Here is a 26,588-nt window from a genome sequence, read left to right as displayed (position 1 = left end):
CCCGGAGGGATTCGAACCCCCAACCTTCTGATCCGTAGTCAGATGCTCTATCCGTTAAGCTACGGGCGCTTTTTGCCTGTTCTCTCGAACTGACTTGTATTACTTTACTCCGGTACGGCCCGAAGTGCGAGCCGAGGGCCCGTGAGTCTAGTCACGAGCCCTCGGCTGCGATGCGCTCAGGGCGCGGAGGGGTTACTGCTTACCGAAGGTATGGCCGGGGTTGTCCTGGGGGCCCTGATTGCCAGGGCCGCCGAACGGGTTCTCCTGGAATCCCTGGTGAGGCGGCTGCTGCCCCTGCTGCGGTGCTTCGTAGCTGCCCTGCTGGGGAGCCTGGTAGCTCGGCGGCTGGGGAGCGTTCGAGGAGCCCTGCGAGGGGTGCTGGCCGAAGCTCGGCTGGGCACCCGGCTGTGCCTGCTGCCCCTGCGGCTGCGCGCCTCCGTGGGTCGAGCTCTGGAAGGATCCCTGCTGCTGGAAGTGTGCGTCGCCGGCACCGGACTTCTTCTTGCGCTTCATGAACACGAGGGCGCCGATGACAACCGCCGCAAGGACAAGGAGAAGAACAACAACGACCACGATGATGACGATGAGCCAGGGGAAGCTGCTGCCCTCGGCCTTGATGTTGATGTCTGAGAAGTATTCTTTCGTGTCGGTGATGTGGACCTTGTTGCCGTCGATCTTGCCGACGCTCGATTCGGTGACCTTGCCGGGGAAAACGAAGGTGAAATCAACCTTGAAGCCGGCAGCCGCCGCCTGGTCGCCAAACGACCCTTTGGAAGCTTCCTTGTAGGTGTAGGTGTCCGATTCCTTGTCGTACTTCAAGGCATCGCCCATGGGGTTTTTTTCATCCGTTTGGCCAGAGAAAGTGCACACGACCTCGTCGTCTTTCTCCTCTAGCTTGAGATCTGGCTTGGTCTCGCCAGTAAATTCCTCAAGAGCTTCATCGCCGCAGAACTGAGAGGGGGTCATGCCGATTTCCTCGAGCGAGGATTTCTTTATTGAGACGACACCCTCGAGGGTGATCTTTTCGGGGCTCTCGATGGTGACCGTCGCGTCGAGCTTGCCGCAGCCCGCAACGACGAGCATGAACGGGATGAGCATCAACGCTGCGATCTTCTTCAAAGGATTGGCCTTTGGTGCTGTCACAAGGAACCTCTACTTTCGTGGAATCCGGAATGTGGTGGACAAATCTGTGGGTACTTCAGCGGCCTGCGGAACCGGGGCTTGGGGGTCGCTATCGATACTGGCCTGACCTTTGTAATGTCGAGAATCGGCGCCTTCGGGACTTCGGTAGTTTGGCTCGCGTATCTCGGGCTGCTGGCCTGGCCTACTTTGTTGCGTAGATGAGCCGTTTTGAAACGTTTGGGCGTTTGCGGCAGGGCTCTTTTTCCTTTTGCGAGCGATGACAATGAGAGCCGTGATGGCGAGAGCCGCAAAGAAGAGGAGCGCAAGTGCCACCGCGATAATGATGACGACAATGAGCCACGGGAACCCGGGGCCCTCGGACTTGATCTCGTAGTCCGAGAGAAAACTCTCGATACTGCTGATTTGAACCTTGTTGCCGCTGATCCTGCCGACGTTCGATTCAGTAACCTTGCCTGGCATGACGATGGTGACGCTAGTCATGAAGGCGCCGAGAGAGAGCCGCTCGGCGATTTCAGGGGCAGGCATGATCCCCTTCAGTGTGTAGGTGTTCGAGTCCTTGTCGTAAGTGAGGATCTGCTTGAGCTGTTCGGGATCCTCTATCGTACTGGTGAATTCGCACTCGAAGATGTCGCCTGTTTCGGTCAGCTTGGTCTTGAGTGTGCCTTCGAAGGCTGGTCCACCAGCACCCGTCGTATCTTTCGAGGTACAAACATCCGCGGGTTTCATGCCGTATTTTTCAAGCACCGAACTGTACCCCCGAGCAACGCCTTCGAGGACAACTTTGTCGGCGCTTTCTACTGTCATGGTTGCTTTGAGGTCCCCGCAACCGGCGATGAGGAGGAGAAAAGGAATCACTAAGAGCGCAGCGAACTTTCTCAGGGGGTTCGACTGAGTCGTCGTCATGGGGAGACCTTGCGTGTAAAGGGACGGGCGCGACTGCACCCTATCGCACAACCATGGTCTTATTCTTCGCCTTCCCGTGAAGCCGAACCAGGCGGCATACCTTCGCCGAAGACGGGGGAGGCTTCGGGGCGTTTAGGATGCACGGCATCTCCCGAGCTTTCGCCGCGGATACGCCGCATGACCCAGGGGCCGAGGTGATCGCGCGCCCACACGAGGTCCTTTTCTGCTGCCTGGCGCCACGTGCGCTGCGGCGGGTCGTGGGGCGTAAATTCGCGGAGGCTGTTCGGGACATCGAGAACGGCGAGGACTTCGCGCGCAATCGTGTGGTGCCCAAGAGGTGAAAAATGCAGGCGGTCCTCGGCCCACATGCTTTCGTGAACAAGCTGGCGCGCAGCCCACAGGTCTACGACGAACGCGTTGTATCGTTTGGCGATCGTGCGCATGTTTTCGTTGTAGATCGCGGAGCGCCCACGGATGAGGTTGAGAACGGGGGTGTTGCCGACGTCGGGCCCGGTCCACAGGATGATGTCGGTGCCTGTTTCAGCGAGGCGCGCGACGGCGACGTCGATTTCGGAAGCGATCTCGTCGGGATCGCCGCGCCGGATCACGTCGTTGCCTCCCGCAAAGAAGCTCACGAGATCCGGCTTGAGGTCGATCGCCGGCTCGAGCTGCTCCTCGATGATTTGTTTGTAGAGCCGGCCGCGGATCGCGAGGTTCGCGTAGGCGAAATCGGGGCACGTGCGCCCGAGCTCTTCGGCGACGCGATCTGCCCAACCGCGAACCCCTCCGGGCACGTGCGGATCGGGATCACCGATGCCTTCCGTGAATGAGTCACCGATGGCGACGAATCGCCGCCACGGGTGAAGGGGGGTGGTTGGGACACTGCTCATGCTACCTCCAGAAGGTCAGGAGCCCGCCGCCCGCGAGAAGGATGCCGATGCCAACGGCGAGGTTCCAGTCGCCAATGGGGAGCGGGAACTGGGCGCTCGAAATGTAGTACACGACCATGTATAGGATTCCGAGGATGAGGAGAGTGACGGCGGTGGGCACCAGCCAGGCTGGGCTTGGCTTGTAGGCTTCCGCGGCGCTTTCTTGAGCGCGGCGCGAGCGGCGGGTTTCGGCCTCGGCGCGAGTCACTCGATCCCGTGCAGGCTGGTTCTTCTGGGTGGGGATGGTCGAGGAACGCCGAACTTTCTTGGCCATGGGGTACCTTTCACAACGGTCACGGATGCGCCGGGCCGCCCCGAGGGGTGGGTGCGGTGCCGGCAACGGCATATATTAGGGTACAGTGCGCGAAGGAATAGGTTGGTGTTATTCCGACGCCCGCCGATTAACCCCCTGCCGAATCGGAGACATTGTGCCTTCTTCCCGCCATAGGCGAGCGCCCGAGCGTAAACGGAGCGTGGTCTCGAGCATTATTGGTGTGCTCGGCGAACTGTTGATTACCGTCGGAGCTTTCCTCCTTCTTTTTGTTGTGTGGCAGCTGTGGTGGACGGATGTTATTGCTGACCGCGAGCATGCCGTCATCATCCAGGAGCTCCAGTCGAAGTGGGGCGGGCCCGCGCCGAAGAAGATCGCACCCCCCGAAAAGGGCGAACCGCCGAAGATCGAGAATGTCAAAGAAAACGAGGTGTGGGGCGAGCTCCACGTGCCGAAGTTCGATAAGGCCACGTCTCCCATGGCCGAGGGCGTGAGCATGGAGAAGGTCCTTAACGTGATCGGCAACGGGCACTACCCCGACACAGCCCTCCCGGGTGAAGTGGGGAACTTCGCGTTTGCGGGCCACCGTTCGACATACGGGCGTCCACTGCACGACATCGCGCGGCTTCAGCCCGGTGACCCGGTCATCGTTGAGGGGCCGAAGGCCTATTACGTGTACTACGTAACGGGATCGGAAATTGTGAAGCCGAACGATGTGCAGGTGATCGCCCCGGTTCCGAATAAGCCGGGGGAGGAGCCAACGGAACGGATGCTCACCATGACGGCGTGCCACCCCATGTATTCGGTTGCGGAGCGGTACATCACGTACGCGAAGTATGACCACTGGGTTGATCGCAGCAAGGGAATCCCGAAAGAGCTCGCGGAGGTTAAGAAGTAATGTACGGCTGGCTCTACCGGATTATTCCTGGCCCGTGGTGGGTCAAGGTCTTGGTGCTTTTGATCGTGTTCGCGGCGATTGTCGTGCTGCTCTTCGGGTGGGTGTTCCCCGTGATCGCACCGTACATGCCGTTTAACCAGGTCAACCAGGGTACGATTTCAGCGCTCGGCGCCCTGTAGCCGCGGCGTCGACAACGGCATAGGCAGTCCCTGCTTTACGGGGTCTACCTCCCTTTCCTCCCCCTCAGTGAGGGGCCGCAGAGGTGAGCAGCGGCGCGAGAGTGCGGGCTCGCTCGCCAGCCCCCGTTCCGTCTCGACCTTCTGCGAGTTCGAGGAAGTGCGCGAGGATCGTGTGCCCGCCGTTAGTAAGCACGCTCTCCGGGTGGAACTGGACACTGTGGAGCGGGAGGCTCCTGTGTGAAAGCCCCTGGATGCTGCCGTCGTCGGCGCGAGCCGTGATCTCGAGAACTGCCTCGTCGACCGTGTCGGGCACGACAGCGAGCGAGTGGTAGCGGGTCGCCTGAAACGGTGAGGGCAGCGACGCAAACGGCCCTTGGCCTTCGTGGTGGATGAGGCTTGTCTTGCCGTGCATGAGCTGCGGCGCATGCGTCACGGTCGCCCCGAAGTAATGGCCGAGACACTGAAGCCCGAGGCATACCCCAAACATAGGAGTCGACGTGCGGGCACATTCACCGATCACGTCGAGGCTTCGCCCGGCGGTGAGGGGGTTGCCAGGACCTGGGGAGATGAGAACGCCGTCAAATCCCGAAAGATCGGGGACGCCGGACGAGGTTTCAGATACTGCGTCGTTGCGGACAACTATGCACTCGGCACCCATCTGCTCGAGATACCCGATGATCGTGTACACGAACGAATCGTAGTTATCGACCACGAGGATGCGGCACGAGGTGCCGGTGGGGTCAGTTGCCGCCATTGCCGCGGCCTCGCCCGTTGCCGGCTCCATTTCCATTGCCATTTCCGTTGCCGTTGCCATTGCCGTTTCCTTCACCGTCGACCGGAGTGACCGAAGGCGCGGCGGGGGTTGTCGTCGCGGTCGGCGTGGGGGTAGGCGTGGGCTCAGGGCCCTTCGACACGATGATCGTGACGCTCGACCCGGACTTTACCTCGGAGTTGACCTCCGGATTCGTGCGGATCACCCGGCCCTTTTCAACAGTCGGGGAGAACTCCTCCTGCACCTGCGTGCCGAGATTAAGCTCAGGGACGCTCAAGCGTGTGCGCGCTTCCTCGAGAGTTTGACCCACGACATTCGGAATGGTCACGGGGCCGGCTTCAGCCGCGACGACGAGGCGCACGGTCGAGCCCTTCATTGCGGTGCCGTCGGCGGGCGTCTGTTCGAGAACGGTGCCGACGGTTTCCCCATCCTTTGCCTCGCGGCTCGCCACGGTGACCTCGAACCCGGCATCCTTGAGAGCCTGTTCGGCGTCGGCCTGAGTGAACCCAACCACGCTCGGGACGGTGAGCTGACCGCTCGAAATCCAGACTTTAACGGCGCTGCCTTGCGGGGCGCTCGCGCCGTCGCCCGGCTCGGAACGGATCACAACATCCTTATCGAACTCGGTTGAATCTTCGGTGCCGGCAACGGTCATCGTGAAGCCGGCGTCCTCGAGAGCCTTCTGTGCCTCATCCTTCGTGAGCCCTTCGAGCTTAGGCACGCTGGCGGAGTCCGGGCCGCTCGAGACTACAACGTTGACGGTAGAGCCCTTGACGACCTGGGCCTTTGCTTCAGGATCGGTTGAGATGACGAGCCCTTCGTCAACCTCTGTGCTCGCCTTTTCAGTGAACTTCGGGGTGAGCCCTGCTTCGGTAAGGGTGCGCTTCGCATCGTCTTCCGCCATGCCCACGACCGACGGTACGCTCACCTGTTCGGGCTCGCGATTCTGCTGCGCGATGAACCACCACGCGGCGCCCGCCACAATAAGCAGCAGGAGGATCAATCCGGCGACCCACGCGCCCACGTGGCGTTTCTTTTCCTCTTCCGGCGCAATCTCATCGAGCGCGCTTCTCGGCCCCTGCGGCGTGGGCGACGCTTCCGCCGCGCCTGCAGGAGCGGACGGGGCCATCGGAGCCGTATGCGTGGGAATGACCTGGGTTTCCTGGTCCTGGAACGCCGTCGTGTTCTCAAACTCCGTGGGGCTCAGCACCTGGGTTGCCGCTTCGGCACTAGCGGGGCCCGCAGCGCCTGCGGCAAGGGTGCCAAGAATCCGCGGCTCGCGGCCCGCCGCAGCGTCGCTAATATCCTTCGCGAAATCAGAGGCGCTTTGATACCGCACCTCGCGGTCCTTCGCGAGGCCGTGGAGCACGACGGCATCCATGAATTTGCTGATGTTCGGGTTGTAGGTCGAGGGGACCACCGGAGTTTCGCGCACATGCTGGTACGCGATCGACACCGGCGAGTCGCCCGTGAAGGGCGGGCGACCCGTGAGGAGCTCGTAGAGAACAACTGCCGCGGAGTACACATCGCTGCGCGCATCCACCTGCTGGCCACGCGCCTGCTCCGGCGAGAGGTACTGTGCAGTGCCCATGACGGCTTGCGTCTGGGTCATGGCCGCGGTCGCTTCGGATACCGCGCGTGCGATACCGAAGTCCATGACCTTGACCTCGTTGTTCTTCGTGATCATGATGTTGCCGGGCTTGATGTCCCGGTGAACGATTCCCGCGTTATGTGAGTACTGGAGGGCGCCCAGCACACCCCCCATAATCGCGCACGCGCGTTGCTCGCTCATGGGGTTTTCCGCCGAGATGAACGATCGAAGCGTGTCGCCCTCGACGTACTCCATGACGATGTAGGGGATCGTCACCTCTTCGCCCGTGGGCTCAGTGCGGTGGTCCTCGCCAGTGTCGTAGACGCCCACGATCGTGGGGTGGTTGAGACCCGCGGCCGACTGTGCCTCACGGCGGAAGCGTTCCTGGAAGTGGGGATCGCGCGCGAGGTCCGAGCGCAACACTTTGAGGGCGACCGTGCGATGCAAGCGCGTGTCGCGCGCAAGATACACCTCAGCCATGCCGCCACGCCCAAGGAGACGCCCAATCTCGTAGCGGTTACTGAGTAACATGCGGTCTTCGCTCACGATGCCACCGTAGCCTTCCTCAAGAGTGCGCTCACATCAGCGCCCGTCCATTCTAATGAGTGTGTGCTCGCACCAAGGGATACCGTTCCGGTTGCCACGAGAATCGCCACAATAATGGCGATCGCAACGACGGCGATCACGATCAGAAGTGGCAAGCTGACCCTACCGACACTCTGTCCCGTGGATGTTCCGCGCCGCGCTGCTGCCCTGTGATCACGACTTGCGCTACTCGCAGAGTTAGCGCTCGCCGCCGAACGCGCGCTCGGTGCCGACGCTGCCGTTGACGAGGACCTGATGGTGACCGGCTTTGAGCCGACGCCCGCGAGCGGCATCGCCGCCGTTCGGGTTCCAGTGGGCGAAATCGGGTTCGCCGTGCGCGAGTTGGCTTTCGAGGTGATTTTGCGGCTCGAATGGCCGCCGTCGCGCTTGGAGGCGGAGGCGGAGGCATCGGAACGCCCGCCAGAGGCGCGCACGCTGCTCGTCCCGAACCGGGGCTCCTCGCCTCGTTCGATCGAATCGAGAATGCGGGCGACAACCGCTGCCGACCTAGGGCGATTGGCGGGCGCTTTCGCGAGCATCATCATGACGAGACGGCGCAGGTCCGGGTTGATGCGCTCGGGAAGCTCCGGTGGCGCCTCCTTAACCTGGGCCATCGCAATCTCGACTTGGCTCGTGCCCGTGAATGGGCGTGAACCGGTCAGCATTTCGTAGGCGACGATGCCGAGCGCGTAAATGTCGGAAAGACTCGTAGCTTGCTTGCCCATGGCCTGCTCGGGAGACAGGTATTGGGCGGTGCCCATGACCAGACCGGTCTTCGTGAGCTTCGCCTGGTCGTTGGAGCGGGCAATCCCGAAGTCGGTGATCTTGAGCGCCCAGTCGTTCGTGTCGTCCACGAGAACGTTCTCCGGCTTGACGTCGCGGTGGACGACGCCTTTGACGTGCGCGGCATCCAGCGCTTTCGCGAGTTCCTTGAGCACGGCGATCACGCGATCTTCGTCGAGGCCGTCTGGGTTTTCTTCGATGATGTCGGAGAGAGGGCGGCCCTTCACGAGCTCCATGACGATATAGGCGCGCCCGTCAAGCTCTCCGTAGTCATAGAGGCCGGCGATCGCGTCGTGCGCGAGCGCGGCGGTATGGCGCGCCTCGGCGCGGAAACGCTTGAGGTAGCCCTCTTCGCCCGCGAACTCTTCGCGCAGAACCTTGACGGCAACGGGGCGGTCGAGCTCCTGGTCCTTGCCTTCCCAGACCTGGCCCATGCCACCCGTGGCAATGAGGCGAGTGAGTTCGTAGCGTCCTTCGAGAACGAGTCCTTTACGTGTTTTCATGCTATTCCTCGATCACTGCCTTCATGAGGTCTCGCGCGATGGGGGTGGCAACGGCGCTTCCGTAGCCACCCTCCTCGACGACAACGGCCACCGCCACCTTCTTATCGCCCTTCATGGCATAGCCAACGAACCACGAGTGCGGCTTTTTCCCTTTCGCCCACTGCGCCGTTCCGGTTTTCCCGCCGACCTCGGCGCCGTCGATCTGAGCGCGCTTTGCCGTTCCATCCGTCACCGTTGCTTCCATCATTTGCCGCATCTGCGCGGCGTGAGCGGCGGACAGCGGCTGGCTCTTCTCGCGCGGAGCGAGTGCCTTGACCTCTTTGAGGTCGCCCGTGCGAACAGACTTGACGAGCTGGGGTTCCATGACGATGCCGTCGTTGGCGAACGAGCCCGCCATCATCGCCATTTGGAGCGGAGTTACTTTGTCCTCGTATTGCCCGATCGAGCTCAGGGCGAGTTGGGCATCGTCCATATCGGAGGCCATCGACGAAGGAGTCACCGAAAGCGGGATCTGCATTCTCGTGCCAAATCCGTATTCCTCGGCCTTTTTCTTCAGAGCGTCTTCGCCGAGCTGGACGCCGAGCATCGCGAACGAGGTATTGCAGCTTTGCTGGAGCGCCGACTGCAAGCTCGACACGTCGTTCGGGCCGCACGGGGAAGTATCGCCGTTCGGGTGGTTCGACATCGACGTGGACGAGTTCGGGAGCTGATAGCTTCCGGGCCCGGGAATTTCCGATTCGGGAGTGTAGCTGCCGGATTCGAGCGCTGCCGCGGCGACGAGGAGCTTAAACGTCGAGCCCGGCGGGTAGAGGTTACCCGCAATCGCCCTGTTATTCAGAGGCTTATTTGGGTCGTCATTGAGTTTGGACCACGCCTTGCGGACAGACTTCGAATCGTGTGAAGCCAGGGCGTTCGGATCGTAGCTCGGGGTCGAGACCATCGCGAGAATCGCTCCTGTATCGGGGTCGATTGCGACGGCTGCGCCGCGGTGGTCGCCGAGGGCGTCGTAGGCGGCCTTTTGCGCCTTCGCATTGATCGTGAGTTCGACTTGCGCGCCCTGGGGGTCGTGGCCCGAAAGTACGGTCATGAGGCGGTCGTAGAAGAGAGAATCGGCCTTGCCCGAAAGCTCTTCGTTCATGGCTTTTTCCATGCCGCCGAAGCCGTACACGACGCTGTAGTAGCCCGTGACGGGTGCGTACAGGCCCGGCTCAGCGTATTCACGCTTGAGCCCGTAGCGGTTGTTGACTTTCGTGCTGGAGGCTACGGCAACGCCGTCGACGACGATCGGCCCGCGCGGCCGCCCAAATTCGTTGTAGATCGTGCGCGCGTTGCGGCCGTTCGCGTTGAGTTCTTCCGCTTTGATGACCTGGAAATAGGTGGTGGAGCCGAAGAGGAAGAGGAACAATACGGTGAGCACGAGCGAGACGTGGCGAAGCGGTTTGTTCATGCTGTGACCTCCGCACTCATCGCGTGCGGCGCGCGTTGATCGGCCGCGATGTGCTTTTCGGTTTCGCCGAGGCTGCGTGCCGCGGGTCTTCGTGCGGCGTCGCTCAGTTTCATGAGGAGCCCCACGATGATCCAGTTGGCCACGAGGCTTGAGCCACCCGCGGCCATGAAGGGAAGCGTGAGGCCGGTCAGGGGGATCACGCGCGTCACGCCGCCCACGACGATGAACGTTTGAAGGCCAAGAGTGAATGAGAGGCCGGCCGCGATGAGTTTTCCGTAACCGTCGGAAATCCCGACCGCTGAGCGTAGCCCGCGCTGCACGATGATTGCGTAGAGCGCGAGAAGCGCGAACACGCCCACGAGCCCAAGCTCCTCGGCGACTGACGCGAAAATGAAGTCGGACTGCGCGAACGGGACGGTGTCCTGGCGGCCTTCGCCGAGGCCGACGCCGAACAGGCCGCCGTTCGCGATGCCGAAGATCCCGTTGTTAATCTGCCCGCAGTTGCTGAAGTTTCCGCTGCTCATGGGGTCGAGCCAGCACTCGAAGCGGCGCTGCACGTGACCGAGCTTGAGCACGTAGTAGATTCCCGGGGGCGCGAACATGAGGGCGCCGATGATGAACCAGCTCAGGCGGTCCGTTGCGGTGTACAGCATGACGACGAAGAGCCCGAAGAACAACAGGGACGTGCCGAGGTCATTTTGGAAGACGAGGACGGCGGTCGCGCCGGCCCACGCGAACAGGAGCGGGCCGAGATCCGACCAGCGGGGCAGGGTAATGCCAAGGACGCGCGGTCCCGCGAGAGCGAGCGTGTCGCGCCTCGAGACGAGGAAGCCGGCGAAGAACATCGCGAAGAGGATTTTCGCGACTTCGGCGGGCTGGAATGAATAGCCCGCGATCCGGATCCAAATTCGTGCGCCATAGTTGGCGGCACCGATGCCGGGGGCAAGCGGCAGGAGCAAGAATAGGAGTCCGACGGCACCCGTGATCCAGGTGTAGCGACGGAGCTGACGGTGATCTCTCATGAGCATGAGAACGGCGACGACGCACGCGAGGCCGAGCGCCGTCCACATGACCTGGCGCGAGGCGAAGCCATGCCCCCAGGACGTGTATTTCTCGTAGACGAGATCCACGCTCTTGATCGTGGCGAGGCCGATGAGGTTGATCAGGAGAGCGGTGGGCAGGAGCAGCGGATCGGCATACGAGATGCGCGCTGCCGCAACGATGTACACGATGAGCGCCCCGACACCGAGCCCGCCAATCTGCCACCAGGTTGATGTGGCGATCTGTTCATTGCGCCCGAGGTCGACGAGGACGTTCGCGCCGAGACCGATCGCGAAGGCAGCCAGAATCAGAACAAGGTGCAAGATGCGCCGTGTTCGTGCCTGGTAGCTGATGACCGTCGCCATTAGCGCCCGCCGTCCGAGGGAGCCTGGCCGGTTTCGGCCCCGCCGCCACTATCGCTTGCGCCGGCCTGCGGGTCTTTCGAGAGGCGCCCCTCCGCCGCGAGCTGCGCGACGATGCGGTCGGCGTCGTCTCTGTTCTTTGCGCTGATGGTGTTTGTGACCTGGGTTTGGGTCACGGGTTGAAGGTCGCTGAGGACCACGTCGGTGACGGCCTCTTCGTGGGAGAGCGAGAGGGGGCCGAGGTCCTGCGCGATGCCCTTGTAGATGACGACCTGTGAGCCGTTGGTGCCGACGTAGTACTGATCTTGCGTCCAGTTGTAGGCGAACCAGGCACCACCGACGAGAAATGCGGCGATGAGGGTGAAGAGCGCCGCCACCGGCCAGTTCGAGCGCCGCGGGGGTTCCTCTTCGTAGTCTTCGTCTTCGTACGGCACCTCTTCGCGCGTGAGCGCGGCGGCCCGTGCGGCGGGTCCCGTCGCGGCCGTGGGGCGATGGCGGTCGCGCGCGGCGGCACCAACGACGATGCTTCCGCTCGACGGGCCGGGATCGCCCTTGTGAAGGTCGTCGATGTCGATGACGTCGGCGATGACACACGTGATGTTGTCGGGGCCGCCCGCCTTGAGGGCGAGTTCGACGAGGTGCTCGGCGCATTCATCGGGGTCGTCGATGCTCGAGAGGACGTCGCTGATGGTTTCGAACGAGACGAGCCCCGAGAGACCATCGGAGCACAGCATCCAGCGGTCGCCTGGAACGGCTGGTTTGAGGCTCAGGTCGAGTTCGGGATCGGCGTCGACATCACCGAGGACGCGCATGATCATGGAGCGCTGCGGGTGGCGTTCGGCTTCTTCCGGGGTGAGGCGCCCTTCGTCGATGAGGCGTTGCACGAACGTGTGGTCTTTCGTGACCTGGGTGCACGTGCCTTCGCGCACAAGGTAGGCGCGCGAGTCACCGATGTGGACGAGCGCGAACTTATTGCCCGCGCGCAAGAGCGCGGTGACGGTCGTGCCGAGGCCCGCGAGAAGGGGTTCTTCGCGAGCGCGCCGCAGGATGGCATCGTTTGCGTCAAGGACGGCGCCCTCGAGTGCGGCGACGATGTCGGTTCCAGGTGCGTCGGTTTCGAGCTCCGAAAGCGTGCTCACGGCGACTGAGCTGGCGACGTCGCCACCGGCGTGGCCTCCCATCCCGTCGGCGACGACGAGGAGGTGGGAGCCGGCGTAACCGGAGTCCTGGTTGTTCGAGCGTACGAGCCCGACGTCTGTTTTCGCTGCGTAGCGCAACGCGATGGTCATCGGGGGCCTCGCCTCAATTCAATCTGAGTGTTGCCGATCGTGATGGCGGCGCCTGGCTTGAAGGGAGCGGAGGCTCCTTCGAGGGGCTTGCCAGCGAGGGTCGTGCCGTTAGTTGAGCCCAGGTCCTCGACGTACCACTCGCCGTCGTGAGGGAATACGCGCGCGTGGCGGTTAGAGGCGTATTCGTCGGAAAGCACGAGGGTGCATTCCGGGGCGCGGCCGATGAGGATCGGCGAGGCCGCGAGGCGGATCGTGGTGCCGCGAAGGGGGCCTGCGGTGACGACCAGCTGGGTTTGAACGGCGTTCGGATCGGTGGTTTTTTGACCCTGCTGGAGAGCGGAAGGGTCGCTCACCGTGCGTCTCTCGGCGCCTGCTTTTCGCCCGCTTCCGCCGCGCGTGATGACCGTGGTTCCGAAGAGGTCATTGCGCAGGACGAGGAGCGCAACGATCACGAAAAGCCACAGCGCAACGACGAAACCGAAGCGCAGGACGATGAGGGTTAGCTCGCTCACGCGGACCTCACCACTCGGAGGGCGCGCCCGTAGGCAAAATGACGGTGAGACGCGTGCGCCCGATGCGGATCGTCGCGCCGTCGGGGAGCCCGGTGGGGGTCGTAATGCGCTCGCCGTTCACGAAGGTGCCGTTCGTGGAGCCGAGGTCCGTTGCGGTCATCGATGTGCCGTCAACGCGAAGTTCAAGGTGGTGGCGGCTCACGCCCGTGTCGTCGAGGATGATGTCGCTATCGCCGCCGCGGCCGATCACGGTGACGCGGCCCGTGAGGAGGTACTGCTGGCCGTCGATTTCGAGGATCGGCTGGAAGTTTTCGCCGCCCGTCGTCGCCGGTGCGAGCGAGGAGCGCTCGGTGCTCGATTCGGTTTCGAAGCGCCCGGCCTTGACGTCATCGTCGCGCTTGAGTGCGACGGTTACGTTCCCCACAAACAGGTATTTCTGCTGATCGGCGTGATCGACGAGGATCCGCTGGAGTTCATCAACGAGGGTGTCCTCCCACGAGGCGAACCGTTCGTAATCCACCGAGTTGAGGTACACGGAGTACGTGTTGGGTGCGAGCGTGCGGGCGCGGTCGAGGACCTGAATCTGATCGTCGCATTCGCGCTTAAGCCCTTGGGCGAGGTCGAGTGGCTTGATGCTGCCGCCGCGCGAGAACACGTTCGACACTCCGCGGTCGAGGCTGCGCTCGATTCGGTCGAGAAAACTCAACGTGGGTCTCCTTGGGTAAACGTCGTACGCCGCGAGTCTATCGCGTGTCATGCACGCACGATTCGTTCAGATGTAATGATGTGGTGGAGGATTGGTGTATGAGTGATGTGCACGCGAATCCCGCCCACGTTGATCCGGAGTCTCTTGAGCCGCTTCTTTCGTCCTTGAGTTTTGATTCGGCCGTTGGCCTCATCAGTTCCGACGGTCGCTTAATCACCGCGTACGGGGATCTTGACCGAGTGTTCCCGCTCGCGAGTGTCTCGAAGCTGATCGCGACGTACGCCGCGCTCGTCGCAATCGATCGCGGAGCCCTTGCCCTTGATGACGCTGCAGGTGAAGAGACTCCGCAGGGCTGCACTGTCGAACACCTGCTCGCCCACGCCGCCGGTTACGCGTTCGAGGGCGGGGAGTTCCTTGCCGCGCCGGGAAAGCGCCGCATGTACACGAATGCGGGGATCGAGCAGCTCGGGCGCGTCGTCGCGCGCGCGGTCGGAACGGATTTTGACCGGTGGGTGTGCGAGAGCGTGACGGAGCCGCTCGGGATGGAGACCGTCGAGGTAGCCGGCTCGCCCGCCAAAGATTACCGCGCAAGCATCGAGGATCTTCTTGTACTTGGCCGGGAGTTCTTGACTCCCACGCTCATTTCTTCCGAGCTCGCCGAATCAGCGCATCGCCCCCATTTCCCGGGCCTTTCCGGTGTGCTTCCCGGTTACGGCCGCCAAAGCCCGAATGACTGGGGTCTGGGTGTGGAGATCAAGGGGAAGAAGGAGCCGCACTGGACGGGCGCGCTCAACTCGGCCCGCACGTTCGGGCACTTCGGGCAGTCGGGGTCGTTCCTCTGGGTTGACCCGGAAGCGATCCCGGGTGGGCTCAGCGCGGCATTTTTGTCGTCGAAGCCGTTTGGCGAGGAGCACGCCGGCGTGTGGCCCGCTCTCAACGACACCCTCGTTCGCGCGGCGCGAGCTCGTTCCTGAACAGCAATAGTGTTCATTAGGTCACTATTGTGGAGTGACGACACGAGGCGAGAGGACGAGCAATGCAGCAGGCCATCAACGAGGCTAGGGACCGAGGGCTCCGCATTATTGTCGCGGGCGGTGACGGTTTTTGCGGCTGGCCTACGGCGCTGTACCTCTCGAAGCAGGGGCACGAGGTCACGATTATTGACTCCCTTGTGCGTCGCGACATCGATGACGAACTCGGCTCGAACTCAGTGACCCCGATTCTCCCTCTCGAGCAGCGAGTCGCCGCATGGGAGGAAGTCTCGGGCGCACGTATCGACGTTCGGATCGGCGATCTTAGCGACTACGAGTTTCTGAGCGCAGTCGTCACCGACGTGCAACCCGAGGCCTTCGTGCACTTCGCCGAACAACGAAGCGCCCCGTACTCGATGATCGACCGTGAGCACGCCATTTACACGCAGCGCACGAACGTCGAGGGGACGCTCAACGTGCTCTGGGCGATCCGCGACTACGCTCCCGAATGTCACCTCGTGAAGCTCGGGACGATGGGCGAATACGGCCAGCCCAACATTGACATCGAAGAAGGCTTCATCGAGATCGAGCATCGCGGCCGCAAGGACCGCCTGCCGTTTCCGAAGCAACCGGGCAGCTTCTACCACCTCTCCAAGGTGCACGACAGCGACAACATCATGTTCGCGTGCAAGATCTGGAATATCGCCGCGACCGACCTCAACCAGGGCATCGTCTACGGGCTCCACACGAATGAGACCCGCATGGACCCCCGCCTCGTAAATCGCTTCGACTATGACGCGGTGTACGGCACGGCGCTCAATCGCTTCCTCATTCAGGCAGCCGTCGGCCACCCCCTCACGGTGTACGGGGAAGGCTCCCAAACACGTGCGTACCTCAATATCGAGGACACCGTGCGGTGCATCGAACTCGCGTGCACGAACCCCGCGCAGCCTGGAGAGTTCCGCGTGTTCAACCAGTTCACCGAGTCCTTTAGCGTCGAGGAACTCGCCGTCAAAGTCGTCGCAGCAGCCTCGACGCTCGGGATCGATGCTCAGATCAATCACGTCGAGAACCCGCGCGTCGAGAAGTACAACCACTACTACAACGCGGTCAACACTCGCCTCATTGACCTCGGCCTTGAGCCGCACCTTCTTACGGAGGGTGTGCTCGCCGAGATTCTCGAGGTGGCCCGCACACATGCGGGGCGTGTGAGGAACGAGCTGATCCTCCCGAGCGTGACGTGGCGCTAGCAGACTCCGCCGCCCGCGGCCGGATGCGCGTGCTCCTCGTGACCGAGACGTTCGTGCCGAGCGTCGACGGGGTCGTCACGCGCCTGAGCCACCTCGTCGATCATCTCCTTAGCGAGGGGCACGAGGTGGAGATCATCGCGCCGGGGCTCGGCATCGACGAATACGAGGCAGCGTCGGACCCCAAGAACTCACGCCGGAGCCCTGGCGCCCCCATTCACGGCGCCTCAACCGTGCGCGTGCCCTTTTACCCGAGTCGGCCCTGGTCGCTCCCCACACCCTCGGTGCACCGCATGACCGAGCGAGTGGTGCGGGAGTTTCGCCCCGACGTCATTCACGCCGCTCAGCCGATCCTGCTGGGACGCGCGGCCGTTCGCGCCGCCCGCAGACACCGCATTCCTCTCGTCGCGAGCTACCACACGAATCTTCCCGCCTATCCTTCGCGCTACCGCGCATGGGCGTGGAGCGCACCACTCATCGCGCGCGCAACCCGCCGCATGCACCGCGATGCCCAGATCAATGCCGTCACGAGCGAGGCCATGCGCAGCGAGGCTCGTGCACTCGGGCTCGAGCACGTGCACGTCGTGCGCAGGGCAGTGGACACGCGCCTCTTCCACCCCGGTGATAGCCCGACGGCCGCTTTGCCTTGCGACAACCAAGATTCCAGGTTGCGGCTGCTTTTCGTCGGGCGGCTTGCGGCCGAAAAAGACCTCACCCGACTCGTGCCCCTCATGCACCGCCGCGATGATCTAGAGCTCACGCTCGTGGGCGATGGGCCACAGCGCGCCAACCTCGAACGCGACTTTCGCGGGACCCGCACGCGTTTCGCAGGAGTTCTCCGCGGCGAGAAGCTCGCGCAGACCTACCGCGAGCACGACCTGTTCATATTCCCCTCCGTGACCGAGACGCTTGGCCTCGTGCTACTGGAGGCGATGGCCTCGGGCCTGCCGCCGCTCGCCGCACGCTCAGGCCCGACGATGGAGCAAATTGTTGATGGCGACACGGGGTTCCTCTTTGGCGACGAAAATGAGCTTGAGCAGATTCTCGATGCCCTCGCACGCACGAGCGGGAAAGAGCTTCGCTTGCGCGTCGCAGCGGCGGCACGGGCCGAAGCCGAAAAGCATTCGTGGGCAGCCGCGAGCGAGGACTTTGTGAGCCTTTACCGACGTGCTATCCGGGGCGAGTAGAGGGGATTAGATCTTGGCCGCGTAGGTGATGACGTGCTGCGTATCGGTGCTTTGGGCAACCACGTAGCTCTCACCGGATTCATCGTGGAGGACGCGGATCAGCACCGAACCCTCATAGCGGTTAACGATCGCCGCCTCGGCGTCGTGTGGATTTGCCGCGGCGCGATCGGCGCTCGTCTCGACATCGGAAATGACCTCGCCGAAGGCCTTCATATATGCCGAGCCATCACCCGTCGGATCTTTGTGCAAGTCGAGCACCCCTTCCGGGAAGGTACCGCGGGCTGCGGAATCTTCCTCATACCTGCGCGCCCCGGCTGTCGCGTAGGTCTCCCACATTTCAGGGGTGTCCTGTGTGCGAGAGCCGGGCAGGCTCGCGGCCTCGGGCGTGAAGAGTGACTCGTCAAACTTTCCGTCTGGGTCAGCTTTTGAGGGCACGTATCCGTCACCCGGCGACGCTTCGGATTCGCTCACGCGCCCCTCTTCGGGGATAGTCGTAGCGCTTTGTGTTGCCGTGGCGCTTTCGGAACGCGAATCCGGTTCGGGTGCGGAGCCGCCCGAGCACGCTGCGCACGCGCTTACGAGCAGGGCGGCCGTTGCACACACGACCCGGCGAGTCACCTGTTGCACTAGAAGGGCCTCAGAACGTACGGGTCAGCGTTGCGACCGGGAAGGTTCCGGGTGTACGAGCGAATGTGAACGCCAGGACCCCAGGAATGCAGCATCTGACCATTGCCCAGATACATCGTCATGTGACGGATGGTGCCGCCGGAGTCTCGGTAGAAGATCCAGTCGCCGCGCTGAATCTGCGAGATTGGCACCTTGCGGAACTTCTTGGAGTTGTAGAAGTAGTGCGTCGAGAGCCAGTTTGCACCGGCATGTTGTTCGGGCGTTACCCCCGTCTCGAGACCGGCGGCATTCATTGCCTGGATAGCGATGCCTGAGCAGTCGTAGCCTAGTTTGTAGCCGCCGGCACCGCCCCAAGTGTAGGGCGAGCCTACCTGCGAACGCGCAAAATTCACCATGGTGTCGATGCGCTCTTGACGGCTTGCAGTGATTCCTACCTTGGGTTTCACAGTGAAGCCATCCGCGTACCAGCTCACGCCAGTGCCTAGCGAATCCCACGTGCGCTTATCCACGACACCGGTTACGGGCAGACCTCGCTTGCGCTGCCAAGACTTGACGGCTCGGATCGTTTTCGCGTTCATCGTTGCACTGTGGCCATTTGAGTAGATCCCGAGGCGTTTTTGGACAGCGGCTACGCGAACGCCGTTCCAGCCCTTGGTGAGGTTGTGCCCGCCGCGAGAGGTCGTGGGATTATTCGTGGGGCCGAAGTAGTAGGGATTCGCGGGCTCCCAGCCCACGACCCCTGTCCCATTCGAACGCGTCCAGTACAGAACTCCGTTCTCGAAGTTTTGGCGGAACTGCCCCTTGTAGGTGTACTCGTTCGAGATGGGAAGACCGAGGAAGCCCCGCTCAAAGCCGCGCTTGGCGTACTGGTTGAGCATGCCCGAATGGACGCCGTAGGCGCCCGTGCGCGGATGCCAGTACATCTGCCCGTTCTCGAAGTACTGGATAACGACTCCATTGTTGAGGGTGATTTCACCGGTGCGAGGCAACCCAAAGGCGCTCTTCGGCCCACCCAGGCTTACGTAGTTTGCGTGGATGGCATGCTTGGTGACCTCGGTGATGCCGTTGCGGGAGTTCCAATAGATCGTGCCGTTTTGGAAGTTCTGCGCGCGGCCGCCGCGTACCGAGTACTCCTCCGACGTGGGGAAGCCAAGTTCACCACGTTCGTAACCGTGCCGGGCCCAAATGCCGAAAATTGCACCCTTGCGGGAAATGGCATGCGCACCTGGGCGCCCCGAGTAGTACACGTGGCCGTTTTGGAAGCGCTGATAATAGCCGCCTCGAGTCTTGGTTTCGTTCCCCGTGGGCAGGCCAAGCCAACTGTTCGCCCCACCCAGTGAGTCGTAGTGGCCACCGATGCCGCCCTTGGTTACCCACACATTCTTCGTGGCGAAGTCGAAGTACAGGGTTCCCCCTGTGAATTTTTGCGTAACGCCGCCGGGCACTCGGATCTCATCGGTCGACGGGTATCCGAGCCATCCGCGGGTATGGCCGCTGCGCTTCCAGAACGTTTCGAAGGCGCCGCCGCGGTTGACGGCGTGTGCTCCACCGTTGCCCGGGGACCAGTAGAGGTCGGCATTCTCGAAGTGCTGGACGTAGCCACCGCCGTTGAGTTTTTGCTCGTTGGACGTGGGGTTACCAATCCAAGAATCCGCGCCTCCGGTCTCGTCCCAATAGCCGCGCATCGCGCCGACGATGGCGAAGCGTGGCGTGCGTTCGGGGGTCGCGCTGAACGTTTGGATGCTCGGCGCGGGCTTCTCTGCGGGCGCATCGGTGGTGGATTCCTCCACGGAGGTGGTTGTGGAGTCGCGTGGTGCGGGTGCCGATTCGCGAGGCGCAGGGGCCGGGGTATCGTCCGTGGATGTAGGGGCCTCGAGCGGCGCGTCGGTGTTGTTTTCGCTGGGAGCCTCCGTGCCGGGAGTTTGATCGGCCGGGGTTTCCTCAACAGGGGTTTCAGAGGAGGCCGGTTCCGAGGGGGTCGGCGTGGGGGCCTCGGTCGTCGAGAGGGTCGGTTCGTCGGCTGGATCGGAGGGAGAAGCCTGCACGGCGAGCGGGGTGAAGGTGACGCCGGCGGCGAGGAGGGCTGCCGAGATGCGTCGGCCGGTAAGAGAGGAGAGGGGGTACACGGGACCTCGCTTAGGGGATAGGAAACGTCTTTATGCTAGGTCACCGCTGCGCGTTTCCGGTATGAAGGGGTCCTTCTGGAGCAAATCGTAGTGAAATCGTAATAAACGAAAGGCGAAGAGGGGTGCGCGCTACTTCTTCGTGCCGTACAGCAGCCAGGTTGGGCGCGTGGTTGCGATCCAGCGCATTCCCGCGACCGCGAGGATTGACACGATGCCGAGCAGGATCGCTGGGGTGTAGTTTCGCGTTGCGGGCTCGGTCTCCGGTTGCAGCGCGAGCGTGAGCGCCACGGCAACCCCGACGGTGGCTACGCCAAGGACGATGCCGACGATCATGAACGTGCGCGCGAATGTGCGCAGCCACGCCTCGCCGTCTGCTGGGTACCCCACTCCCGCGCGGTGTTTCTTTGCGGCGATGCCCGCGATGCATCCCGCAACGAGCGCGCCAATCACCCATGCGACGAAAAGTCCGAGCGAAAGCCACCACGTGATTTGCGAGGCGGCAAGCCCTGCGAGGACGCCCGCGAGGGCGCCAAGCAGACCGAGGCGGGCGAGGAAAGCCGCGCCTTCGGCGTCGGTGTCGAGGTTCGGCGGGAAAGCCGCGAACGCGTCGGCACCGTAGCCTTGGGCGTTCCAGTCCTGCGACTCGCTCATGAGGTCATCCCTTCGGTGAGGCCGCTGCCTTTGCTGCGGCGGGCAATGCGGCGATGATGCGTTCAAGGATATCGGGAGTGTGGGCCCTAGAGACGAAATACGCCTCAAACGCGCTCGGCGGCATGTAGATGCCCTGGGCGAGCATCGCGTGGAAGAACCGAGCGAAGACATCGGTGTCCTGGGACTTTGCGTCCTCATAGCAGCGCACGTCGCGATCGGTGAAGAACACGGAGAAGAGGGTGCCGAAGCGGTTGATCGAGTGCGGCACGCCTTCTGTGCTCAGCGCGTCGTCGAATGCAGAAATGAGGGTTGTTGCCGAATCGTTGAGCTGCGCGTAAAGCGCGTCATCGAGCTGGCTCAACGTCGCGATGCCCGCGGCGGTTGCGAGGGGGTTACCCGAGAGAGTGCCCGCTTGATAGACGGGGCCGAGGGGGGAGAGGCGTTCCATAATGTCAGCCCGGCCGCCGAAGGCGCCTACCGGCATGCCACCGCCGATGACCTTGCCGAAGGTCACGAGATCCGGCACGACGCCATCGATCCCGTGGGCGCCCGTCGCGCTCGCGCGAAAGCCGGTCAGGACCTCGTCGACAATGAGGAGCGCATCGGCCGCGTGCGCCTCATCGAGGAGGAATGCATTGAAGTCGCCCGGGTCGATGACGCCCATGTTGCACGGGGCTCCCTCGGTGATCACCGCGGCGATGTTCTCTCCGTGTTCGGCGAACGCTTCGCGCACCGCCTCGCGGTCGCCGTAGGGAAGCACGAGAGTTTCGGCAGCCGTCGGATCCGTGACCCCCGCAGAACCCGGCAGTGAGAACGTGGCAACGCCCGAACCTGCCTCCGCGAGCAGCGAATCGACGTGGCCGTGGTAGCAGCCCGCGAACTTCACAATGAGATCGCGCCCCGTGAAACCGCGCGCAAGTCGCAGTGCGCTCATGGTTGCCTCGGTTCCCGAGTTCACCATGCGAAGCTTTTCGACCGCGGGGACGCGGTCAATCACGAGTTCGGCAAGGCGAATCTCGCCCTCGTGTGGAGCGCCGAAGCTCAGCGAGTGCGCCGCGGCTCCAGTGACGGCGTTCACGACGGTCGCCTCGGCATGGCCGAGAATCATGGGCCCCCACGAGCCCACGAGGTCCACGTATTCGTTTCCCTCAGCGTCCGTGAGGAGCGCACCGTTGCCACTCACGAGGTACGGGGGAGTGCCGCCCACGCTCCCGAAGGCGCGCACGGGCGAATTCACCCCGCCGGGAATGACGTGCTGCGCGCGGGCGAAGAGTTCGGCGTTCGTGGGCATCAAGACCTCCTATTTTGAGCGGTGATCAGGCGAATTCGCGAAGGTGAGGGGGAAGATCGGCGAGGAGCTTCGCCGCGTACGGCGCGTAATAGGTGAGCACGTGGGCGGCCCCCGCTCGCTTGAACGCGAGGAGAGATTCGAGCACTGCGCGATCTCGGTCAAGCCAGCCGTTCTCGCACGCCGCCTCGATCATCGCGTACTCGCCAGAAACCTGGTAGGTGCCAACGGGAACGGGGCTCGCAGCCGCAACGTCAGCAAGCACGTCGAGATAGGGGAGCCCGGGCTTGACCATGATCATGTCGGCGCCTTCGCCCAGGTCGAGCTCGAGCTCGCGAAGCGCCTCGCGCCCGTTCGCAGGATCCTGCTGGTAAGTCTTGCGATCGCCCGTCAGTGACGAATCGACGGCTTCGCGGAACGGCCCGTAGAACGCGGAGGCGTACTTTGCGGTGTAGGCGTAAATCGCGACGTTCGTGAAGCCTTCCGAATCGAGCGCGTCGCGGATAGCGGCAATCTGGCCATCCATCATGCCCGAGGGGGCAACAACGTGGGCACCCGCGCGCGCCTGAGCGAGGGCCATCTCGCGATAGACCTCGAGCGTCGCGTCATTGTCCACGCCACCATCCTGGTCGAGGACTCCGCAGTGGCCGTGATCCGTGAATTCATCGAGGCACAGATCGGCCATCACCAGCAGCGAATCGCCGAGCTCGTCACGCAGGCGCGAGATAGCGACGTTCAGGATCCCGTTCGGGTCGGTTGCGCCGGATCCGACGGCATCCTTCTTCTCGGGGATGCCAAACAGCATGATGCCGCCAAGACCGAGCTCGGCGGCTTCGCGGGCGGCCGTGACGAGGGAATCGAGCGAGTGCTGCCTCACGCCGGGCATCGCCGCGATGGGGCGAGTCTCGCTCGCACCCTCGCGCACGAATGCCGGAAGAATGAAATCGGCGCTGCGCAGGGTCGTCTCGCGATTAAGGCGGCGCATCGCGTCGCTCGCGCGAAGGCGGCGGGGGCGATGGAAGGGGCGCTTCACGGTCATTACTCGGTGTCCTTTCCCAGTACTTCGGCAACGGCTTCAGCGAGCGCGCGATCGCTTGGATCTTTCGCGACCGCTGCAACCGGGAGATTCACGCTGATCGCCGCTTCCTCGCTCGGCTTGCCGATCACGACGAGTTTCGTACTCTCGTGGATCGCGAGCTGTGAGAGAGCGCGCACGATCATGGGGCTCGTCGCGACGACGGCGCTGAAGCCGCCTGCGGCGAGATTGTCGATGACGTCGCGCGGTTGCGGGATCGTCTTGGGGCGGTAGGCGGTCTCGCGCTGGACGTCGTATCCGGCCATGCGGAGCGCGAGCTCGAGCTGCGGCGCGGCAGCGGAACTCACGGGATAGAAGATGCGCTGAGCGAGTCCGTCCCCACCCTGCTGATTGACGGGGAAGACATCGATGAGAGAGGCGGCGCTTCCTTGTGCGATTGTCTCGACCTCGAGGCCCGCTTCGCGCGCGGCAGCTGCCGTCGCTTCGCCGACCGCGGCGGCCTTGAATTCTTGGACGGCGGGAAGCTCCGACCATTCGGGCAATGCTCGAAGCGCCTTGACAGTCGTGACCGACGTGAGAAGGAGCCAATCGAACTCGCCGTGGGCAAGGTCGCTCAGGGCATCGCGCAGGTCGGCGTCCGTTTCGAACGAGAACTCCGTGAACGGAGAATGCACGGCCTCAAAACCGCGAGCGTTGAGCTCCGCGACGAGGCCAGCGCCGCGCCCCTCGGGGCGCGTCACAAGAACGGGTGCTGTCATGCTAGCCACTCCTCAGCAAGTAGATCTCGGGCGCCAGCGGCGAGCATGTCCTCCGCAAGCGCCCTGCCCGCGGCCTCGGCCGAGGCCGCCGTCACCGGTGTATCCGTGCGGCTTTCGCGAACAAGATGCGTGTTTCGACCGTATACCCCGGCCTTGAGAACGAGTCGATTATCGTCCGTGACCTCGGCGAATGCGGCGACCGGCGCAGAGCACCCCGCCTCGAGCGCGCGCAAGAGAGTGCGCTCGGCGATGGTCGCGAACCGGGTCGGACGGTGATCGAGCGCGTCGAGCGCGCGAGCGAGGTCGCTTTCGCGGTCGAGATCCTCGCGAACCTCAACCGCGAGCGCCCCCTGCGCGGGCGCGGGCAGAAACTGCCACGGATCAAACGATTCGGCGATGCGGTCCTCAAACCCGAGCCTATGCAGGCCCGCCGCGGCGAGAACAACCGCATCGAGCTCTCCCCGCTCGGCATACGCCATACGTGTCTCGATGTTGCCGCGGATCGGAACCACCTCGAGATCGGGCCTCGCGAGCATGAGCTGCGCTGCGCGTCGCGGGCTCCCGGTGCCCACGCGGCCGCCCCGAGGGATCGCGTCGAGGCTCGCAACCCCAGCGCGAGTGAGGAGAGCATCGGCGGGGTTTTCTCGCACGGGAACCGCCGCGAGGCGGATCCCGTCGGCTGGCAGCGTGGGAAGGTCCTTGAGCGAATGGACGACGACGTCGACCTCGCCGGCAAGAAGAGCCTCGCGGACGGCGGAGACGAACACGCCGGTGCCGCCGATGCGCGTGAGCGGGCTCGTGCGGTCGCGATCCCCGTGAGTGGAGACGTTGACGAGCTGGAAACCGTCGGAATCTCCCTCGCCCCCTGCTACCAACTGACGCGCAACCCACGCGGACTGCGTGCGAGCGAGCGCGGAGGCGCGAGTGCCGAGCCGCATCATGCGAACGTGCCTTCCGGGGTGCGCACGAGGCAGCACTCGAGTCCGCAGTCACCGGTGCGCTTCTCGTTCTCGAGCGCTCCGGGAAGGTCGATCACGGCTCGGCGTTCAAAGCCGGGCGTGACAGCTTCCTGAACGAGGTCGGCGAGGGCGCCGATAAAGCGGTCGTCGCTGCCCGAGGTCGCCACTCGCACAAAGGCGAGGCCCTTGTTTTCGGCGGTTTCCTTCGCCTCGGTGTCGAGGTCCCACACGACTTCGACGTGATCGGTCACGAACCCGATCGGCACGACAACGACAGCGGAGCGAGCTTCGAGCTCGTCGATGACGTCGTTGATATCCGGCTCGAGCCACGGCACGTGCGGCGCACCCGAACGCGACTGATAAACGAGCTGATAGTTTTCGGGGGTTTGCTCGGCCCCGAGATCCTCACGCACGCGGGCCATGACGTACTCGATCGCTGCTTCGTGCTGAGCGACGTACCAGCCGCCCGAGCCCTTCTCCCACGAACTCTTCGGGCCCGACACATCCGCCATCGTCGTCGGAATCGAGTGCGTCGAGAAGAGGATCTCGATCGCTTCGGGCTCGTGTCCGTTTGCGCGGTGCGCCTCCAGGGCGCTCTTCACGCCGTCGACGACGGGCTCGAGGAATCCCGGATGGTTGTAGTACACGCGGGCCTTATCGATCGCGAGCGTCCCCATCAGCCCGGTCTCGTCGAGGGCTTTGCGGAAATCCTCGTGGTACTGGTGGCAACTCGAGTAGCTCGAGTACGCGCTCGTCACGAGACCCACGACTTTCGTGTGACCATCGTTGTGCATGTCGCGGACGGTATCGGCGACGTAGGGCTCCCAGTTGCGGTTGCCCCAGTACACGGGAAGGTCGATGCGGCGGCGCTTCAACTCTGCTTCGAGACGCGCGATGAGGGCGCGATTTTGCTCGTTGATCGGGCTCTTCCCGCCGAGCGCGCGGTAGTGGGTCGCGACCTCTTCGAGGCGCTCATCGGGGATGCCGCGCCCGCGCGTAACATTGCGCAGGAACGGGATCACGTCCTCGTGTTTTTCGGGCCCGCCGAACGAGGAGAAGAGCACTGCCGTGTAGGCGCCGCCGTTCTCGGTCACTGCCGCCTCGGTCACAGAAGCACCTCCACGACCTCGTCGAGCTCGGCGATGCGGTGGCCCGTGTGGAAGGGGAGCTCTTCGCGCACGTGCAGGCGTGCCTTCGTGTAGCGCAGGTGGCGCATCATGTCGACGAGCTCCGGGAGGGTGTCGGCCTCAAAGCTCAGGAGCCACTCGTAGTCGCCGAGCGCAAAGGCTGCGGTGGTGTTGCCCCACACGTTCGGGTATTCGCGGCCGTACATGCCGTGCTCTTTCATCATCTCGCGGCGCTCATCTTCCTCAAGGAGGTACCAGTCGTAGCTGCGCACGAACGGGTACACGGTGATCCAGTCCTTGCGCTCCTTATCGGCCTCCATGAATGCGGGCTTGTGGCTGCGCGAGAATTCGTGGCCGCGGTGCACGCCCATCGCCTGCCATTCCTTCTCGAGGTAGGTGCCGGCGATCGAGTTCTCGAACAGGCGCAGGGCTTCCTGGAGTGCCTCGGGGCGCTCGGAGGCGAGCCACACCATGAGGTCGGCCTCCGCCCGGAAACCGGAAACATCGTAGAAGCCGAGCACCTCGACGTCTGCACCGGCGAGTGAGGCGACGGTACGCTCGAGATCCTCGAGCACCTGTTCGGGGCTCACGATGCCCTCATCGTTCAGCCCGCCGATCTTGCGGTAGACGGAATAGGCGGTGAAACGGATTTCTTCTGTGACGTCCTCGCTCATGAGTGAGTCCTTTCTTAGTTTTG

26 protein-coding genes are annotated in these 26,588 nt (G+C 63.4%); 5 read left to right on the top strand and 21 right to left on the bottom strand.

Annotated features, from left to right (window positions below; translation table 11 throughout):
- Positions 1-192 precede the first annotated feature (192 nt).
- From HMPREF3157_RS00450 to HMPREF3157_RS00435, 4 genes are read right to left on the bottom strand one after another with little or no spacing between them, the layout of a single operon-like run.
- Positions 193-1,119 carry a hypothetical protein gene (locus HMPREF3157_RS00450; RefSeq protein WP_070435208.1) on the bottom strand — a complete coding sequence of 309 codons (927 nt, stop codon included), beginning with the start codon at positions 1,117-1,119 and terminating at the stop codon, positions 193-195.
- A 33-nt stretch (positions 1,120-1,152) separates the two neighbouring features.
- Positions 1,153-2,046, bottom strand: coding sequence for a hypothetical protein (locus tag HMPREF3157_RS00445; RefSeq protein ID WP_061211475.1), 894 nt, complete (start codon positions 2,044-2,046; stop codon positions 1,153-1,155).
- A 59-nt stretch (positions 2,047-2,105) separates the two neighbouring features.
- Positions 2,106-2,936 carry an SGNH/GDSL hydrolase family protein gene (locus HMPREF3157_RS00440; RefSeq protein ID WP_070435207.1) on the bottom strand — a complete coding sequence of 277 codons (831 nt, stop codon included), beginning with the start codon at positions 2,934-2,936 and terminating at the stop codon, positions 2,106-2,108.
- A gap of 1 nt (position 2,937) precedes the next feature.
- Positions 2,938-3,249: a cell division protein CrgA gene (locus tag HMPREF3157_RS00435; RefSeq protein WP_083287988.1), complete on the bottom strand. Its 312-nt coding sequence runs from the start codon at positions 3,247-3,249 to the stop codon at positions 2,938-2,940.
- Positions 3,250-3,448: 199 nt separating this feature from the next.
- Here HMPREF3157_RS00435 and HMPREF3157_RS00430 point away from each other — a divergent pair, with 199 nt between their 5' ends.
- Together HMPREF3157_RS00430 and HMPREF3157_RS00425 are read left to right on the top strand one after the other, a co-directional pair.
- Positions 3,449-4,144: a class E sortase gene (locus HMPREF3157_RS00430; RefSeq protein ID WP_070435206.1), complete on the top strand. Its 696-nt coding sequence runs from the start codon at positions 3,449-3,451 to the stop codon at positions 4,142-4,144.
- Complete coding sequence (locus HMPREF3157_RS00425) at positions 4,144-4,323, top strand: hypothetical protein (RefSeq protein ID WP_016663347.1); 180 nt, start codon at positions 4,144-4,146, stop codon at positions 4,321-4,323. The genes HMPREF3157_RS00430 and HMPREF3157_RS00425 overlap by 1 nt, the downstream gene beginning before the upstream one ends.
- Before the next feature lie 64 nt (positions 4,324-4,387).
- Here HMPREF3157_RS00425 and HMPREF3157_RS00420 read toward each other — a convergent pair whose 3' ends face one another.
- From HMPREF3157_RS00420 to HMPREF3157_RS00385, 8 genes are read right to left on the bottom strand one after another with little or no spacing between them, the layout of a single operon-like run.
- Positions 4,388-5,077: an anthranilate synthase component II gene (locus HMPREF3157_RS00420; RefSeq protein WP_040386722.1), complete on the bottom strand. Its 690-nt coding sequence runs from the start codon at positions 5,075-5,077 to the stop codon at positions 4,388-4,390.
- Positions 5,064-7,232 (bottom strand): Stk1 family PASTA domain-containing Ser/Thr kinase, encoded by a 2,169-nt coding sequence (pknB, locus tag HMPREF3157_RS00415; RefSeq protein WP_141740563.1) that lies wholly within the window; start codon positions 7,230-7,232, stop codon positions 5,064-5,066. The genes HMPREF3157_RS00420 and pknB overlap by 14 nt, the downstream gene beginning before the upstream one ends.
- The gene (locus HMPREF3157_RS00410; RefSeq protein ID WP_070435205.1) at positions 7,229-8,557 is read right to left on the bottom strand and encodes a serine/threonine-protein kinase; all 1,329 of its coding nucleotides are present in this window, start codon (positions 8,555-8,557) and stop codon (positions 7,229-7,231) included. The genes pknB and HMPREF3157_RS00410 overlap by 4 nt, the downstream gene beginning before the upstream one ends.
- Position 8,558: 1 nt before the next feature.
- Complete coding sequence (locus HMPREF3157_RS00405; RefSeq protein ID WP_070435204.1) at positions 8,559-10,004, bottom strand: peptidoglycan D,D-transpeptidase FtsI family protein; 1,446 nt, start codon at positions 10,002-10,004, stop codon at positions 8,559-8,561.
- Entirely contained in the window at positions 10,001-11,410 is a 1,410-nt protein-coding gene (locus tag HMPREF3157_RS00400; RefSeq protein ID WP_070435203.1) for an FtsW/RodA/SpoVE family cell cycle protein, read from the bottom strand. The genes HMPREF3157_RS00405 and HMPREF3157_RS00400 overlap by 4 nt, the downstream gene beginning before the upstream one ends.
- Positions 11,410-12,696, bottom strand: a complete 1,287-nt coding sequence (locus tag HMPREF3157_RS00395) for a PP2C family protein-serine/threonine phosphatase (RefSeq protein WP_070435202.1) — start codon at positions 12,694-12,696, stop codon at positions 11,410-11,412. The genes HMPREF3157_RS00400 and HMPREF3157_RS00395 overlap by 1 nt, the downstream gene beginning before the upstream one ends.
- A complete protein-coding gene (locus HMPREF3157_RS00390) occupies positions 12,693-13,208 on the bottom strand; it encodes an FHA domain-containing protein FhaB/FipA (protein ID WP_016663340.1) in 516 nt (171 codons plus the stop codon). Before HMPREF3157_RS00390 ends, HMPREF3157_RS00395 begins: the two co-directional genes overlap by 4 nt.
- A gap of 7 nt (positions 13,209-13,215) precedes the next feature.
- Entirely contained in the window at positions 13,216-13,965 is a 750-nt protein-coding gene (locus tag HMPREF3157_RS00385) for an FhaA domain-containing protein (protein WP_051120598.1), read from the bottom strand.
- A 47-nt stretch (positions 13,966-14,012) separates the two neighbouring features.
- Between HMPREF3157_RS00385 and HMPREF3157_RS00380 the strand changes: the two genes are divergently transcribed.
- The 3 genes from HMPREF3157_RS00380 (at position 14,013) to HMPREF3157_RS00370 (ending at position 17,319) form a co-directional block, all read left to right on the top strand.
- Positions 14,013-14,888 (top strand): serine hydrolase domain-containing protein, encoded by an 876-nt coding sequence (locus tag HMPREF3157_RS00380; protein WP_070435201.1) that lies wholly within the window; start codon positions 14,013-14,015, stop codon positions 14,886-14,888.
- A gap of 62 nt (positions 14,889-14,950) precedes the next feature.
- The gene (locus HMPREF3157_RS00375) at positions 14,951-16,135 is read left to right on the top strand and encodes an NAD-dependent epimerase/dehydratase family protein (RefSeq protein ID WP_070435200.1); all 1,185 of its coding nucleotides are present in this window, start codon (positions 14,951-14,953) and stop codon (positions 16,133-16,135) included.
- On the top strand, positions 16,126-17,319 hold the full coding sequence (locus tag HMPREF3157_RS00370) for a glycosyltransferase (protein ID WP_246816466.1): 1,194 nt from the start codon (positions 16,126-16,128) through the stop codon (positions 17,317-17,319). The genes HMPREF3157_RS00375 and HMPREF3157_RS00370 overlap by 10 nt, the downstream gene beginning before the upstream one ends.
- A gap of 6 nt (positions 17,320-17,325) precedes the next feature.
- Here the strand turns inward: HMPREF3157_RS00370 and HMPREF3157_RS00365 are convergent, their stop codons facing one another.
- The 9 genes from HMPREF3157_RS00365 to hemQ all read right to left on the bottom strand — a co-directional run bounded on the left by HMPREF3157_RS00365 (position 17,326) and on the right by hemQ (position 26,565).
- The gene (locus HMPREF3157_RS00365) at positions 17,326-17,946 is read right to left on the bottom strand and encodes a hypothetical protein (protein ID WP_016663335.1); all 621 of its coding nucleotides are present in this window, start codon (positions 17,944-17,946) and stop codon (positions 17,326-17,328) included.
- Entirely contained in the window at positions 17,946-20,072 is a 2,127-nt protein-coding gene (locus tag HMPREF3157_RS00360; RefSeq protein WP_016663334.1) for an NlpC/P60 family protein, read from the bottom strand. The genes HMPREF3157_RS00365 and HMPREF3157_RS00360 overlap by 1 nt, the downstream gene beginning before the upstream one ends.
- 129 nt (positions 20,073-20,201) lie before the next feature.
- On the bottom strand, positions 20,202-20,723 hold the full coding sequence (locus tag HMPREF3157_RS00355; protein ID WP_016663333.1) for a hypothetical protein: 522 nt from the start codon (positions 20,721-20,723) through the stop codon (positions 20,202-20,204).
- Positions 20,724-20,727: 4 nt separating this feature from the next.
- Positions 20,728-22,014 (bottom strand): glutamate-1-semialdehyde 2,1-aminomutase, encoded by a 1,287-nt coding sequence (gene hemL / locus HMPREF3157_RS00350; protein WP_016663332.1) that lies wholly within the window; start codon positions 22,012-22,014, stop codon positions 20,728-20,730.
- A 25-nt stretch (positions 22,015-22,039) separates the two neighbouring features.
- On the bottom strand, positions 22,040-23,050 hold the full coding sequence (hemB, locus tag HMPREF3157_RS00345) for a porphobilinogen synthase (protein ID WP_016663331.1): 1,011 nt from the start codon (positions 23,048-23,050) through the stop codon (positions 22,040-22,042).
- A complete protein-coding gene (locus HMPREF3157_RS00340; protein WP_016663330.1) occupies positions 23,050-23,805 on the bottom strand; it encodes a uroporphyrinogen-III synthase in 756 nt (251 codons plus the stop codon). Before HMPREF3157_RS00340 ends, hemB begins: the two co-directional genes overlap by 1 nt.
- Entirely contained in the window at positions 23,802-24,746 is a 945-nt protein-coding gene (hemC, locus tag HMPREF3157_RS00335) for a hydroxymethylbilane synthase (RefSeq protein WP_016663329.1), read from the bottom strand. Before hemC ends, HMPREF3157_RS00340 begins: the two co-directional genes overlap by 4 nt.
- Positions 24,743-25,873: a ferrochelatase gene (locus HMPREF3157_RS00330; RefSeq protein WP_016663328.1), complete on the bottom strand. Its 1,131-nt coding sequence runs from the start codon at positions 25,871-25,873 to the stop codon at positions 24,743-24,745. Before HMPREF3157_RS00330 ends, hemC begins: the two co-directional genes overlap by 4 nt.
- Positions 25,870-26,565, bottom strand: coding sequence for a hydrogen peroxide-dependent heme synthase (gene hemQ / locus HMPREF3157_RS00325; RefSeq protein WP_016663327.1), 696 nt, complete (start codon positions 26,563-26,565; stop codon positions 25,870-25,872). Before hemQ ends, HMPREF3157_RS00330 begins: the two co-directional genes overlap by 4 nt.
- Between the last annotated feature and the right edge of the window lie 23 nt (positions 26,566-26,588).

Origin of the sequence: Dermabacter sp. HMSC06F07 (genome assembly GCF_001807345.1) — a bacterium.
Lineage (GTDB): Bacteria > Actinomycetota > Actinomycetes > Actinomycetales > Dermabacteraceae > Dermabacter > Dermabacter hominis.
The sequence above is the reverse complement of the archived record's forward strand: the minus strand, read 5'-3'. Positions and strand labels throughout refer to the sequence as shown.